14 protein-coding genes are annotated in these 14,688 nt (G+C 57.7%); 9 read left to right on the top strand and 5 right to left on the bottom strand.

The window, feature by feature from the left end; all coding sequences use genetic code 11:
• Positions 1-69 precede the first annotated feature (69 nt).
• Complete coding sequence (gene idi, locus RUA4292_RS19405) at positions 70-612, top strand: isopentenyl-diphosphate Delta-isomerase (RefSeq protein ID WP_058272886.1); 543 nt, start codon at positions 70-72, stop codon at positions 610-612.
• 47 nt (positions 613-659) lie between these two features.
• Positions 660-1,136: an SsrA-binding protein SmpB gene (gene smpB / locus RUA4292_RS19400; RefSeq protein ID WP_058279092.1), complete on the top strand. Its 477-nt coding sequence runs from the start codon at positions 660-662 to the stop codon at positions 1,134-1,136.
• 13 nt (positions 1,137-1,149) lie between these two features.
• Here the strand turns inward: smpB and glpK are convergent, their stop codons facing one another.
• From glpK to panB, 3 genes are all read right to left on the bottom strand, one after another.
• Positions 1,150-2,628 carry a glycerol kinase GlpK gene (gene glpK, locus RUA4292_RS19395; protein ID WP_058279091.1) on the bottom strand — a complete coding sequence of 493 codons (1,479 nt, stop codon included), beginning with the start codon at positions 2,626-2,628 and terminating at the stop codon, positions 1,150-1,152.
• A gap of 66 nt (positions 2,629-2,694) precedes the next feature.
• Complete coding sequence (panC, locus tag RUA4292_RS19390; RefSeq protein WP_058279090.1) at positions 2,695-3,537, bottom strand: pantoate--beta-alanine ligase; 843 nt, start codon at positions 3,535-3,537, stop codon at positions 2,695-2,697.
• Positions 3,534-4,373 carry a 3-methyl-2-oxobutanoate hydroxymethyltransferase gene (gene panB, locus RUA4292_RS19385; protein WP_058279345.1) on the bottom strand — a complete coding sequence of 280 codons (840 nt, stop codon included), beginning with the start codon at positions 4,371-4,373 and terminating at the stop codon, positions 3,534-3,536. The genes panC and panB overlap by 4 nt, the downstream gene beginning before the upstream one ends.
• 169 nt (positions 4,374-4,542) lie before the next feature.
• Between panB and RUA4292_RS19380 the strand changes: the two genes are divergently transcribed.
• Genes RUA4292_RS19380 through RUA4292_RS19355 form a run of 6 tightly spaced genes read left to right on the top strand, consistent with a single transcriptional unit; the run spans position 4,543 to position 12,041 of the window.
• On the top strand, positions 4,543-6,030 hold the full coding sequence (locus RUA4292_RS19380) for an ABC transporter substrate-binding protein (protein ID WP_058279089.1): 1,488 nt from the start codon (positions 4,543-4,545) through the stop codon (positions 6,028-6,030).
• 60 nt (positions 6,031-6,090) lie between these two features.
• The gene (locus RUA4292_RS19375; protein ID WP_058279088.1) at positions 6,091-7,161 is read left to right on the top strand and encodes a ligand-gated ion channel; all 1,071 of its coding nucleotides are present in this window, start codon (positions 6,091-6,093) and stop codon (positions 7,159-7,161) included.
• A 40-nt stretch (positions 7,162-7,201) separates the two neighbouring features.
• Positions 7,202-8,149, top strand: a complete 948-nt coding sequence (locus tag RUA4292_RS19370) for an ABC transporter permease (protein WP_058279087.1) — start codon at positions 7,202-7,204, stop codon at positions 8,147-8,149.
• Complete coding sequence (locus RUA4292_RS19365) at positions 8,146-8,961, top strand: ABC transporter permease (RefSeq protein ID WP_058279086.1); 816 nt, start codon at positions 8,146-8,148, stop codon at positions 8,959-8,961. The genes RUA4292_RS19370 and RUA4292_RS19365 overlap by 4 nt, the downstream gene beginning before the upstream one ends.
• Positions 8,958-10,556, top strand: a complete 1,599-nt coding sequence (locus RUA4292_RS19360; RefSeq protein ID WP_058279085.1) for an ABC transporter ATP-binding protein — start codon at positions 8,958-8,960, stop codon at positions 10,554-10,556. The genes RUA4292_RS19365 and RUA4292_RS19360 overlap by 4 nt, the downstream gene beginning before the upstream one ends.
• A gap of 33 nt (positions 10,557-10,589) precedes the next feature.
• Positions 10,590-12,041 carry an aldehyde dehydrogenase family protein gene (locus RUA4292_RS19355; protein WP_058279084.1) on the top strand — a complete coding sequence of 484 codons (1,452 nt, stop codon included), beginning with the start codon at positions 10,590-10,592 and terminating at the stop codon, positions 12,039-12,041.
• Positions 12,042-12,044: 3 nt separating this feature from the next.
• Here RUA4292_RS19355 and pncB read toward each other — a convergent pair whose 3' ends face one another.
• Positions 12,045-13,337 (bottom strand): nicotinate phosphoribosyltransferase, encoded by a 1,293-nt coding sequence (gene pncB / locus RUA4292_RS19350; protein WP_058279083.1) that lies wholly within the window; start codon positions 13,335-13,337, stop codon positions 12,045-12,047.
• A gap of 165 nt (positions 13,338-13,502) precedes the next feature.
• Here pncB and RUA4292_RS19345 point away from each other — a divergent pair, with 165 nt between their 5' ends.
• On the top strand, positions 13,503-14,027 hold the full coding sequence (locus tag RUA4292_RS19345; RefSeq protein ID WP_058279082.1) for a hypothetical protein: 525 nt from the start codon (positions 13,503-13,505) through the stop codon (positions 14,025-14,027).
• Here RUA4292_RS19345 and pncA read toward each other — a convergent pair.
• The gene (gene pncA, locus RUA4292_RS19340) at positions 14,024-14,617 is read right to left on the bottom strand and encodes a bifunctional nicotinamidase/pyrazinamidase (RefSeq protein ID WP_058279081.1); all 594 of its coding nucleotides are present in this window, start codon (positions 14,615-14,617) and stop codon (positions 14,024-14,026) included. The two genes, RUA4292_RS19345 and pncA, sit on opposite strands and share 4 nt — an antisense overlap.
• Positions 14,618-14,688: the final 71 nt, after the last annotated feature.

Raw genomic sequence — 14,688 nt, 5'->3', positions numbered from 1 at the left:
AAGCCGACCCGGTGGCAGCCAATTTCGAATTTCCGGCCCTTCGGGTGGATCGGCAGCAGGAGACGACAGATGGGAATCATGATCCCGGCCTGGGTTGATGGCGAGTTGACCCCAGTGGACAAGCTTGAGGCGCATGAAAAAGGCCTGCGGCACAAGGCGGTGTCTGTCTTTGTCGTGCGCGGGACCGAAATTTTGATGCAGCGTCGGGCTTTGGGCAAATATCATACCCCTGGCCTTTGGGCGAATACCTGCTGCACGCACCCGGACTGGGGTGAGACACCGTCTGTCTGCGCCGTACGCCGGCTGCGCGAGGAACTGGGAATTACCGGGCTTTACCCGGAATACCGTCACCGGCTGGAGTATCACGCCGATGTTGGCAACAACATGATCGAGCACGAAGTAGTCGACATCTTTCTGGCCCATGTGCGCGGCCCGCTGAAGATTGAGCCCAACCCGGAAGAGGTCATGGAAATTCGCTGGGTCGATTACCACGATCTTCTGGCCGAAGTGCAGCGTTACCCCGAGCGATTTACACCGTGGCTCAAGATCTATTTGCACAATCACGCCGATACGATTTTCGGACCTGATCTGATTATCTCGGCCACCTCCTGACGGCTACGCCTTGCAAGGGCCGCCCAAGCCGCATAGATCAACGCGTCATGGCTAAGCAAAAGACAGACCCGAATTACAAAGTCATCGCCGAAAACCGGCGCGCGCGCTTCGATTACGCAATCGAGGACGATCTTGAGTGCGGCATCATGCTGGAAGGTTCCGAGGTCAAATCCCTGCGCGTAGGTGGGACGAACATCGCCGAAAGCTATGCCTCAGTCGATGATGGCGAGCTGTGGCTGGTCAACAGCTATATCGCCCCTTACGAGCAGGCTAAATCATTCAAGCACGAGGAACGCCGCCGGCGCAAACTGCTGGTGTCACGTAAGGAATTGTCGAACCTGTGGAACGCGACCCAGCGCAAAGGCATGACACTGGTGCCGCTGGTTCTGTATTTTAACCACAAGGGCAATGCCAAGATCAAAATCGGTATCGCCAAGGGTAAGAAAAACCACGACAAGCGCGAAACCCAGGCCAAGCGTGACTGGTCACGACAAAAGCAGCGGTTGATGAAGGATCATAGCTGACCCTTCATACCTCTCAGAACGCCATCGCAGCTGATACCGCACGTTTCCAGCGGTCATAGGCGGCATCACGCTCTTTGGCAGAGAGTTCCGGTTCGAACCGGCGATCCAGCGCCCAGGTTTCCGCAAATCCCTGTTGATCCGGATAAACGCCTGCGCGCATACCGGCCAGCCAGGCCGCGCCCAATGCGGTGGTTTCCTGCATTACCGGCCGGTCAACCTCGGCACCCAGGTAGTCCGACAATCCCTGCATCGCCCAGTTCGACGCGCTGGCGCCACCGTCGACACGCAGGATAACGTCGGTATCTGCACCCCAGTCGCCCTGCATGGCGTGCCACAGATCGCGCGTCTGGTACGCGATGCTCTCCAGCGTGGCCTTGGCAAATTCGGCACGGCCTGAATTCCGGGTCAGGCCGAACACGGCACCACGGCAATCGGGTTTCCAGTAGGGCGCGCCGAGGCCGGTAAAGGCGGGCACCAGCACGACATGCTGTTTCGGATCTGCCTTTTGGGCCAGCTCACCGCTTTCTGGCGCGGATTCGATGATCTGCAATGCATCGCGCAGCCATTGCACGGCAGCCCCGGCCACAAAGATTGACCCTTCCAGCGCATAGGTCCGTTTGCCGTCCAATTGATAGGCGATGGTGGTCAACAGGCGGTTCTTCGACTCGACCGGCTTATCCCCTGTGTTCAGCAGCGCAAAACAACCGGTGCCATAGGTGGATTTCATCATGCCGGGTTGGAAGCAGGCCTGACCGATGGTGGCGGCCTGTTGATCACCGGCAACACCAAGAATCGGGATATTTCCCCCAAATAGAGTCGTATTTCCAAAACCCGAGGCGCAATCATGTACCTCGGGCAGCATGTTCATCGGCACGTCCAGCAGATTACAGATCTCGGCGCTCCATTCACCCTTGTGGATGTCGAACAGAAGCGTGCGCGCCGCGTTTGTGGCGTCTGTCGCGTGGCTGCGCCCTTCGGTCAGGCGCCAGATCAGAAAGCTGTCGATGGTGCCGAACATCAGCTCTCCGGTCTCGGCCCGTTCCCGCGCACCAGACACGGTGTCCAGCAACCATTTAACCTTGGTGCCCGAAAAATAGGGGTCCAGCAGCAGCCCGGTCTGGGCGGTCACGTCATCCTCGCACCCGGCTTGTTTGTAACGCGCGCAGATCTCGGCCGTGCGGCGGTCCTGCCAGACGATTGCGTTGTGGATTGGCGCGCCAGTAGCGCGGTCCCATACAACAGTTGTTTCGCGCTGGTTGGTGATGCCGATGCCCGCGATCTGATCAGAGGTTGCCCCGACACTGTCCATAACTTCGCGGCAAACCCGCAGGACGCTGTCCCAGATTTCCTCGGCATCATGCTCGACCCAGCCTTCCTGCGGGAAGTGCTGGGTGAATTCGTGCTGCGCGGTGCCTGCGCGCTGCATATCCGCATCAAATAGAATGGCCCGCGATGATGTGGTGCCCTGATCAATGGCAAGAATAAAGGTCACGCCTGCGCCCCTCCCGTTTCGTTTTGCGGGACTTTAGCGCAAACACTGACCAACGTGCCAGAGCGTTCAGACAGGAATGTTGTCGATCAGTCTCACGCCATCCGCCCAGGCCGCAGCAAACAGGCGGGCAGGGCGGTTTGCGTGGGTTATTGGGTCCAGAGTTTCGGCACACCGCAGTTGTATATATTCCACCTGCGTGAAGCCCGCGGCCAGCAAATCGATCTCGGCCTGTGCAGCCAAAGGATCAAACGGCGCGCCGTCTTTCAGGGCGGCCGCCAATTCCCGCATGATCCGGTTTTTGTGGGCGGCAATATCCAGCCCCTCGGACGACAGTCTCAGATTGCGCGATGACATGGCCAAACCCGAAGGCTCGCGCACCGTTGGGCATCCAACAACCTCGGTCGGAATGTCCAGATCGCGGGCCATTCGGGTCACGATCATCAGTTGCTGATAGTCTTTTTCCCCGAAATAGGCTCTGTCCGCCTGCGTTTGCAGGAACAGTTTGGCCACGACCGTGGCAACGCCGTCGAAATGGCCCGGGCGGAACTCACCCTCCATCACATCGGTCAGGCCCGCGACGGAAATGGTGGTGGCAAACCCCTGCGGGTAAATCTCCTCAGGCTCCGGAACATAGATCGCATCAACGCCGTAGGGGGCCAGTTTCTGCGCATCCTCGTTCTCGGTGCGCGGGTACTTTGCCAGATCCTCGGGGTTGTTGAACTGTTTGGGGTTCACAAAGATCGTGACGATCACCCGGTCACAACCTGTCTTTGCGGCCTCGACCAGCGACAAATGCCCCTGATGCAGCGCGCCCATGGTCGGAACCACGCCGATCTCTTCACCCTTCCGCGCCCATTCCGAAGTCAAGGCACGCAGAGCGGCCAGACGGCGAAAGATTGGGGCGGTCATGTCTTTGGTCCTTTGGTCGGGGCCTGGTCGGAAAAGACGTGTTCGTCCGCCGGGAAGGTTCGTGCGCGCACCTCGGCCGCGTATTCGGCAATGGCGGCTTCGGCCAATGGGCCAAGCTCAGCATAGCGTTTGACGAATTTCGGTTTGAAGGCGGTGAAAAAGCCAACCATGTCGTCGACAACCAGAACCTGACCGTCGCACCCAGCCGAGGCGCCGATTCCGATGGTAGGGATCGCGATTTCACCGGTAATCTGATCGGCCAATTTCTGCGGTACTTTTTCAAGAACGACCGAGAACGCGCCCGCCTCGGCCACAACGCGTGCATCGGCCAGTACAGCCTCGGCCTGTTCGTCGCGACCCTGAACCTTATATCCGCCGAGTGTGTTGATCGATTGCGGCGTCAGGCCGATATGCGCCATCACCGGAATCCCGCGCTTGACCAGAAAGCGGATGGTCTCGGCCATCTCGACGCCGCCTTCCAACTTAACTGCGCCCGCGCTGGTTTCGGACATCAGCCGGGCGGCGTTCCGGAATGCCTCGGCAGGCGAATGCTCGTAACTGGCGAAGGGCATGTCGATGACCATCATCGCACTTTCCAGACCGCGCGACACGGCCTGACCATGCATCACCATCATCTCCATCGTCACGCCCAGCGTCGATTCCAGCCCGTGCAGCACCATGCCGACGCTGTCGCCCACCAAGACAAAATCACAATGATCATCCATCAACCGCGCCATTGGCGTGGTGTAGGCTGTCAGGCTGACCAGCGGCTCGCCGCCTTTGCGGGCGCGAATATCCTGCGCATTCGGGGCTTTTTTACGGGCGGTGGCGCTCATTGTCGCTCCTCCGGTTGTCATGTTGCAGCGCGGCATAACAGATGGGAGCGGGCTATAGAAACCCCGGTTGCGCGAACATTTCCTTGAATGACCCAAGGTTTAAAGGGAAGTTGGGTGCAGTACGGCCCAAAATATCGCAGGTTTCCATTTTCAGTGGGGAGTAATTTACATGACAAAGCAGACATTTCGGTCCTTTGCTTCGGTGCTGGCGGTTAGCGCCAGCCTGTTTGGTACACAGGTTTTCGCTAAATCCGACATTACCATAGCGTTGCAACTAGAGCCGCCGCATCTGGACCCGACCAGTGCAGCAGCACAGGCTATCGATTCGGTGGTTTACACCAATATCTTCGAAGGCCTGACCCGGTTTATGGGTGACGGATCGGTGGTTCCTGGTCTGGCTGAAAGTTGGGAAATCTCGGAAGATGGCAAGGTCTATACCTTCAAACTGCACGATGGGGTTACCTTCCACGACGGCACCACGATGGATGCTGAGGACGTCAAGTTCAGCCTGGACCGCGCCCGATCCGAGGATAGCGCAAATGCGCAAAAGGCCCTGTTTGCCGGGATTGAAAACATCGAGGTGGTCGACCCGCTGACCGTCAAGGTGACCCTGTCTGAGCCAAACGGGAACTTCCTGTTCAACCTGGCCTGGGGTGATGCGGTTATTGTTGCGCCCGAAAGCATCGAGGGCATCAAAACCAACCCCGTCGGAACCGGCGCTTTTACCTTTGGTGAATGGATGCAGGGCGACAGTATCACGCTGAACCGCAACCCGGACTATTGGGGCGATCAGCCTTCATTAGAGACTGCTACATTCAAGTTCATCTCGGACCCGACGGCGGCTTTTGCGGCCATGATGGCCGAGGATATCGACGTGTTCGACAATTTCCCTGCGCCGGAAAACCTGCCGCAATTTGAGGCTGATCCGCGCTTTCAGGTGCTTGTCGGTTCGACTGAAGGGGAAACCATCCTGTCTACCAATAACAAGATGCCACCCTTCGATGATATCCAAGTGCGTCAGGCATTGGCCCACGCGATTGACCGTCAGGCGATCATCGACGGAGCAATGTTTGGCTACGGTACGCCCATCGGCACCCATTTCGCGCCGCACAATCCGGCTTATGTCGATCTGACTGGGAACTCGGCCTACGACCCCCAAAAGGCTGCTAAGATGTTGGCTGATGCTGGGTATGCCGACGGGTTTGAGACGACGCTGCATTTGCCGCCCCCATCATATGCCCGGCGCGGGGGCGAAATCGTCGCCGCTCAGTTGGCCGAGGTCGGGATCACGGCCAATATCGTCAACGTCGAATGGGCCCAGTGGCTGGAATCGGTGTTCAAAGGAAAGGACTTTGGTCTAACCATCGTCAGTCATACCGAGCCTATGGATATCGGGATCTATGCGCGCCCTGACTATTACTTCCAGTATGACAGCACCGATTTCCAGGCGCTGATGGACACGCTGAATTCAACGACAGACCCCGAAGAACGCACCCGTCTGCTGGGTGAGGCGCAGCGCCTGATCGCAGACGACTACGTCAACGGGTATCTGTTCCAGCTGGCCAAGCTGGGCGTGGCCAAAGCCGGAGTTCGGGGCCTGTGGGAAAACGCGCCCACGGCCGCAATCGATCTGACGCAGATCAGCTGGTCCGAGTGACTCAAGGCAGGGGCCGCTGGTTCACGGCCCTTGCATTTAATGTTGTCGAGTGAGCCAAGGATGATTTTGTTTCGTGTCCTGTTTCTGGTTTTTGTGACCGTTGCCCTGGCGGCAACGACTGTGGAACCGGTTGTGGCGCAGAACATTCTGGACAGTCGGTTGGATACACCTATCGGGACGCCAGAGAACCCGCTGGATGTTGGCATCGGTATTCGAATCGATCAGATCACCAGCGTTGACCAGAAGGCCGAAAACTACGGTGCCGTGGTTGTGCTGCGTGTTGAGTGGGCCGACCCTGCGTTGGCTTTTGACCGGCAAGAGCTGGGGCGCGATTTCCGGGTTTTCAACCCCCCGGCGCTGGCCGATCATGCCGCTGAGATCGGGACGGTGGTACCAGCATTCGTCATTCACAACCAACAATCCAACAAGTGGATTCACGAAGCCGCCGCCTCTCTGCGATATGACGGGCGGGTGTTGTATGTCGAGAAATCCTCGCTGACATTACAGGCCCCACATTTCGATTTTCGGAAATACCCTTTCGACACACAGGAGTTTCATTTCGAGGTCGTTTCGATCTTTCCATCCCAATATGTGTCCTATCATCCGATGAACGAGTTCTCGGGCCTTGGTGACCTGCTGGGCGAAGAAGAGTGGATTCTGGACAATGCGCGGCTTGAAACCTCTCAGGTCACGGGCCTTTCCGGTCAGGACAGCGATCAGGTTGCGCTGATCTTCGAAGGCCACCGGCATCTGACCTACTATGTCATTCGGGTGTTTCTGCCGATGCTGGTGCTGATCTCGGTTGGCTGGGCACTGTTCTTTCTTGATGAATACCGCAAAAGGATCGAAATTGCCGGAGGAAACTTGCTGGTATTCGTAGCTTTCAACTGGGCGATTTCTGCTGATCTGCCAAAGCTTGGATACCTGACATTTCTGGATTTCGTTCTGCAATGCATGTTCCTGATGACCGGCGCATTGATTGTGTTCAATGTCGCCTTGCGCAGGCTCAAAGTCTCGGGTCGCGAATCCGGGGCGCGCAAGCTGGATAACTACGCCATCAAGTGGATTTACCCGCTGGGTTACGCCGCAATCGTTGGCTATGCGGTTTTTGCGTATCTTCTGGTTCCATAGGTGCTGGACCCGCAGAGCACGCACCCCTAACGTGGCCTCGATGCTTCGCTATGCCCTCAAACGCCTGATATCGCTGGTGATCAGCCTCGCCGTCGCCTCGGTGGTCATATTTGCCGTGATTGAGGTGGCGCCCGGCGATCCTGCGTCATTCATGCTGGGCGTCAATGCTCAAGAAGATACGCTTGCCGCTCTGCGGGCCGAGTTGGGTTTGGATGTCTCCAAGGTGCAGCGGTATTTCAATTGGGTTGGCGGGATGATGGTGGGGGATTTCGGAACCTCTTACACCTATCGCACGCCAGTATCGCAGATGATCGCGGATCGGCTGTGGGTCTCGCTGCCTCTGGCTCTGTATGCGCTTACCCTGTCTACCGCGATTGCGTTTCCTGTAGGCATCTACGCCGCCGCGCGCCGGGGCAAACCGGGCGATCTGACGGTAATGGGGGCAACACAGCTGGGCATTGCGGTTCCGAATTTCTGGTTCGCCATGATGCTGGTTCTGGTCTTCGCCATCAATCTGCGCTGGTTCAATGCCGGAGGGTTCGCAGGCTGGGATAAGGGACTTTGGACGGGATTACACTCCTTGACCCTTCCGGCCATCGCGCTGGCCCTGCCGCAGGCGGCCATTCTGGCGCGGGTGATGCGATCGTCTTTGTTGGATATTCTGGGTGAGGATTTCATGCGTACCGCACGTGCCAAGGGGTTGTCGCGGCGTCAGGCCCTGTGGCGGCACGGGGTGCGCAACGCGCTGATCCCGGTCCTGACCATCATCGGGTTACAGTTTTCCTTCCTTTTGGCAGGATCGATCATCATCGAACAGGTGTTCTACCTGCCGGGTCTTGGACGATTGGTGTTTCAGGCAATCTCGGCCCGCGATCTGATTGTGGTGGAATCCGTGGTAATGCTGCTGGTCTTTGCGGTCATCACCGTGAACTTTCTGGTCGATCTGGCCTATGCAGCAGTTGATCCAAGGTTAAGGAGCCGGACATGAGCCGGAGCCTGATCCTTGGGGCTTGTCTGTCCTCGCTGGTGCTGTTGGCGGCGGCGATGTCATTTGTCTGGACGCCCTATGACTACGCCGCACTGAACATCCCCGACAAACTGCAGCCACCCAACGCGCTGCATTGGTTTGGTACGGATCATTTCGGACGCGACATGTTCTCGATGATCATGGTCGGTGCCCGTACCTCGATTGCCGTGGCTTTGGTGGCGGTGGGGATTGGCATGGCGCTGGGCGTGCCTTTGGGCCTGACAGCGGCTGCGCGCAAAGGGTCGGCGCTGGACGAGCTGATCATGCGCGGCAACGATCTGGTTTTTGCCTTCCCGTCTCTGGTCATCGCCATCCTGATCACTGCTGTGTTTGGTGCTGGTGCGATAAATGCGATCATCGCCATTGGCATTTTCAACATCCCGGTTTTTGCACGCATCACTCGCGGCGCAGCGCTATCTCTATGGGAGCGGGAGTTCATCCTGGCCGCGCGCGTTTCGGGCAAAGATGCGGCACGGATATCGGCTGAGCATATCCTGCCTAACGTCGCCAACCTTCTGATCGTTCAGGGCACCATCCAGTTCTCGTTGGGAATTCTGGCCGAGGCAGGCCTTTCCTATGTCGGTCTGGGCGCGCAACCGCCCACGCCAAGTTGGGGCCGGATGCTGGCTGATGCGCAGACAATGGTCAGCTTTGCCCCGCATTTGGCTCTGATTCCGGGTCTGGCGATCATTGTCACGGTGCTTGGGTTGAACCTATTGGGTGATGGGTTGCGCGATTGGCTGGACCCCCGGATCAGGGTGGCGCGCACATGAGTTTACTTGAGATCGAAAACCTGTCGCTGTCCATTCACGGCACGGACATCCTGAAACAGGTCAATCTGTCCATCGCGCCCGGTCAGATCGTGGCCGTGACCGGGGAAAGCGGATCGGGCAAATCGATGACCGCGCTCGCGGTGATGCAGCTTTTGCCGGACGGAGCAAAGACAACCGGAGCCATCCGGGTGAACGGCTCAGATATGCTAGACCGCGATGAAAACGATTTGTGTGCCTTGCGCGGTGCCGCGATCGGTATGGTGTTCCAAGAACCTATGACCGCACTGAACCCGGTCAAAACCATTGGCGATCAGGTGATGGAGACTATCCTGATCCACAAGGCCATGCCGCCCAGACAGGCGCGAGACCGGGCGGAGGAAGTTCTGACCCGTGTAGGCCTGCCGCCGGATCGCTTCCCGCTGTCCCGCTTTCCGCACGAACTGTCCGGCGGGCAGCGTCAGCGTGTCGTGATTGCGATGGCGATCGCGTTGCGTCCCAAGCTGTTGATCGCGGATGAGCCGACCACAGCGCTAGATGTGACAACGCAGGCGCAAATCCTCAAGCTTCTAAAAGGGCTGGTGTCGGAATACGACATGGGGCTGTTGATGATCACCCATGATCTTGCGGTGGTCGCGGATATGGCCGACCAAATTGTTGTTATGCGCCAGGGCGAAGTGGTCGAATCTGGGGCCACTGCCCATCTGCTACACCACATGCAGCATCCATATACCAGTATGCTGTTCAAGGCTTCGGGGCATCAGGTATCCCTGCCCGAACCCGCGAAATCCCGCCCTTTGCTTGAAGCGACAAATGTCATTCGCGACTATCGTCTGCCCCGCAAGGGGCTGTTCGATTCACCGGAGCATCACAGGGTGGTGGACCATGTCAGCTTTACGCTCAATAGCGGAGAACGTCTGGGTCTAGTTGGGGAGTCAGGTTGTGGAAAATCGACCCTAACAAAGGCCATTTTGGGTCTGGAAGAAGTTCAGGGTGGTGACATTCGTCTGGATGGCCAGCCTGTCTTTTCGGGTCACAAACCCAACCTCGCCGTGCGTCGCAAGATGCAGGTGGTCTTTCAGGACCCCTATGGTAGCTTCAATCCACGTCACCGCGTGGCCCGGCTGATCACTGAACCGTTCCATCTGCTCGATGCTCCTGTAATGGGGTCCGAGAGGCAGGACCGGATCGCTGAAATGTTGACAGCGGTGGGTCTCAGCCCGGATGACGCTGGTAAGTATATCCATGAATTCTCGGGCGGTCAGAGACAGCGCATCGCCATCGCCCGTGCCTTGATCATCCGGCCCGAACTGATCTTGTTTGACGAGGCTGTTTCGGCCCTTGATGTGTCGGTCCGGGCCCAGATTCTCGACCTGTTGGCCGAACTATGTGAGGCCTATGATCTGACTTATCTATTCATCAGCCATGATCTGAGCGTCGTGCGCACCATCACTGACCGCGTTATGGTGATGCGGGCCGGAAAGATCGTCGAAGAAGGCGATACCGAAAGTGTCTTCTCTGACCCACAACACCAATACACAAAAGACCTGATTAATGCCGCGCCAGTGCTGCCAGACATTGGTCGTGATGTGGCGTGAACCGCATATTAGAGCCGAATATAGGAGTATCTCATGTCCAGCCCCCTTTGGTTTGATCCAAGCCTGTGTCTGATCGGCGGCAATTGGGTGCCGCCAACCTCCGAACAAACATTGCCTTTGATCAATCCTTCTGACGGCTCAGAGATCTGCCAGATCGCAAGGGGCGGCGCGCATGATGTTGTTGCTGCGGTCAAGGCCGCTCAGACTGCGATTGATGGGGATTGGGGACGAAAGACTGCGCTGGAGCGGGGCCGTATCCTTACGCGTATGGGAAGGATGGTTTTGGAGCGTGTCGAGGGCCTGGCCACGCTAGAGGCCATGGATGTCGGCAAGCCCCTGACGCAGGCACGCGCAGATGCGGTTGCGTTGGCACGGTATTGCGAATTCTATGGTGGGGCCGCGGACAAGGTCATGGGCGAGACCATCCCGTATCTGGATGGCTACACCGTCTATACTTTACGGGAACCGCACGGCGTGACGGGGCATATCGTGCCGTGGAACTATCCGATGCAGATCATCGGGCGGTCGGTTGGTGCTGCACTGGCGATGGGCAATGCCTGCGTTCTGAAACCTGCGGAGGAAGCTTGCCTGACCGCGCTGGCCTTTGCGCATCTGGCGCAAGAGGCCGGTTTACCCGCCGGTGCCCTGAACGTCGTACCCGGGTTGGGGGCCGAAGCGGGGGCTGCCCTGTCGGGCCATTCAGGCTTGCACCATGTCTCGTTCACCGGGTCAGTCGCTACTGGGGCGCTGGTGCAGCAGGCAGCGGGGCAAAATGTGGTTCCTGTGACGCTGGAGCTTGGGGGGAAGTCACCTCAACTGGTGTTTGACGATGCCGATCTGGATGCCGCTCTGCCGTTTCTGGTCAATGCGGGGGTTCAGAATGCCGGACAAACCTGCTCGGCCTCGTCACGCATTTTGGTGCAGCGCGGGGTTTATGATCAGGTCAAGCATCGTATTGCAGCAGCCTATGCAGATTTGACCGTCGGCCCTGCGCGGGACGATCTGCGCGTTGGCCCGCTGATATCAGCCCGTCAAAAGGACATCGTTTCGGACTTTCTGGCCAGAGGCGCAGACCTGACCGTCGCAGGGCAAGGACAGATCGTAGACGGTGCGCCGTCCGAAGGAGCCTATGTTGTGCCGACCCTTTTTGCGGACGTTCCGCCGGATCACTGTCTGGCCAAGGATGAGATCTTCGGTCCCGTGCAGGTGCTGATCCCATTCGATTCCGAAGAAGACGCGGTGAAGATTGCCAACGGCACCGATTACGGGTTGGTCGCCAGCATCTGGACCCGCGACGGCGCACGGCAGATGCGGCTGGCAAAGCAACTGCGCTCGGGCCAGGTGTTCATCAACAACTACGGCGCGGGTGGTGGCGTAGAGCTACCATTTGGCGGTGTCGGAAAATCCGGACACGGCCGCGAGAAAGGGTTCGAGGCCCTATATGGCTTTTCACAGTTGAAAACGGTCGCGGCGTACCATGGTTAGAGCCTAAACAATCACCTCGATCGCCTCTTGCGCGCCTACGCCGAACACTCGTTTGTAGCGTTCGATCTGATCCTTCGGTCCCATCGCCTTTTCCGGGTTGTCCGACAGTTTCACGGTCGGCTGGCCATTGGCGGACACAGCCTTGCAGACCAGCGAGAACGGCGCCAACGCGTCGTTTGGCACGAGCCCGCGAAAATCGTTGGTTAGCAAGGTGCCCCACCCGAACGAGACTTTGGTTCTGTGGGCGAATTGAGTGTGCAGTTCCCGAATTTTATCCACATCCAGACCATCCGAGAAGATCACGCGCTTTTCCAGGGGGTCTTCTCCACGGGATTGCCACCACTTGATCGCGGTTTCCGCGCCTGTTGCGGGATCACCGCTGTCGATGCGAATGCCGGTCCATCCGGCCAGCCAATCGGGTGCGCGATCCAAAAAGCCCTGCGTGCCATAGGTGTCGGGCAGAATGATGCGCAGATTGCCGTCATGTTCGTCGTGCCAGTCGCTCAGCACGTCATAAGGCGCTTGCGCCAGTTCAGCATCGTCTTTGGCAAGGGCGCTGTAGACCATCGGTAGTTCGTGCGCGTTGGTGCCGATGGCCTCAACTTCGCGCCGCATGGCGATTAGACAGTTCGACGTACCGGTAAAACTCGATCCCAGACCCTCGATCATGGCCTGCACACACCAGTCTTGCCAAAGAAAGCTGTGTCGACGCCGGGTTCCAAAATCCGCGATCCCAAGCCCGTCAATATCCCGCAGTTGTTCGATCTTCTTCCAAACGCGGGTCATGGCCTGGGCATATAGCACCTGCAGCTCAAACCGCCGCATGTTGTTCAGCACAGCGCGCGAGCGCAGCTCCATCAGAACCGCAAGCGCCGGGATTTCCCACAGCATAACCTCGTGCCACTTACCTTCAAATGTCAGCTCGTACTGATCGCCCTTCCGTTCCAGGTGATAGGGCGGCAGGCGCATGTTTTCGAACCATTCCATAAAATCCGAACGGAACATCTGGCGCTTGCCATAGAACGTATTGCCCCGCAGCCACGTGCTTTCGCCCCGGCTCAGGCCAAGCGATCGGATATGATCCAATTGCTCGCGCAGCTCGCCTTCATCGATAAGTTTGGCCAATGGAATGTGATTCGACCGGTTGATCAGGGAAAAAGCCACATCCGTTTGGGGCTTATTTCGAAACACTGACTGGCACATCAGCAGTTTGTAGAAGTCCGTGTCGATTAAAGACCGTACAATCGGGTCAATCTTCCATTTATGATTGTACACACGCGTCGCAATATCGACCATGGGGAACTCCTGCGATTTCCGTTGTTAGATCAATCGGTGCGTGGAATGGCAAGAGTCGCTAGAATGATGACAATGACAAGGTCAGGTCACATTGCGAGCATATTGTGTGATCTTTTCACAGTTTAGTGAAAAGAGAGGGATGGTTGAACGAGGTTAGTTTGGTGAATGGTTCTCGAGTACGATTTTGACATCGTTGTTAACGAAGAATTGGAAGATGACGCCGGTTCTGAGCGATTGGACATGTCCGTCGCGCGTGCCCGATTCCGTAAAGTGAAAACGGCCGACGCGCTCAGGGCGGCGTCACCTAAGATTCGCAAGATTTTCCAAAATGCTGGGTTCGATCTGGATTCAACCAAAAGTGGTATGTCGCACGGGTATTTCGCCGAGGGAGATGTGGCCGAACGCGAACGGATTTTGCGCGCGTTGTTCACTAATATTCGGGCAGCTGGGATCAGGGGCGAATATTGCGGCGAGTTCGATTTTCATCAATTCCTGTATGATGTAAAGACCGCGAAGCCGCGCGTCGGTCAACGCCGACAAGTTGCCGATTGGACGCCGAATCCACGCTATAAATCACCCGCGACACCGGAGCGGCGCTCGATCCACGGACGGATTGGTTTTGCCCTGGGTCTGGCGGTGATTTTGTTTGCCGTTCTCAGATATCTCGCTGCTGCCGGGGCAACACCTTAGGCGAGCGTAACACCAGCCGCTCGCATGGCCGTTTCTGCGGCCGCCAGCGACCCATCGAGGTCAATCGCCCGACATGCGTCCATTCGGACCGTGACGTCAAAACCCAGCCGGGCTGCGTCAACGGCTGAAAAATGAACACAGAAATCTGTGGCCAGCCCAACCAGGGTCAGTTTGGTGATGCCTCGTGATTTCAAGTAACCTTCCAAGCCGGTCGGAGTCTTTTGGTCGTTCTCGAAAAATGCGGAATAGCTATCAATGCTACGCCGAAAGCCTTTGCGAATGACAAGGTCAGCATGGGTATTCAGATCCGGATGGAATTCCGCACCGTCGGTGCCCTGCACACAGTGATCCGGCCACAAGACCTGCGGCCCATAATGCATTTCGGTCATGTCCAAGGGGGCTTTGCCGTCGTGCTCGCTGGCAAAGGACGAATGTCCCGCCGGGTGCCAATCCTGCGTCAGGATCACGGCGTCGAACTCGGCCATCATAGTGTTGATGGGGTCCACGATCTCGTGACCTCCGGGCACCGCCAGCGCACCACCGGGGCAGAAATCGTTCTGAACGTCGATTACAATTAGGGCATGGGCCATCGGGAATCTCCTCGCATTGTCCTATCGGTAGGGGGCAGGGCGGGGGGCGTCAATCCAGTCCCTTGCGACTC

It is taken from the genome of Ruegeria atlantica, from assembly GCF_001458195.1.
Taxonomy (GTDB): Bacteria; Pseudomonadota; Alphaproteobacteria; order Rhodobacterales; family Rhodobacteraceae; genus Ruegeria; species Ruegeria atlantica.
Note: the sequence above shows the minus strand (reverse complement) of the source record. Positions and strands in the feature narration are given on the sequence as shown.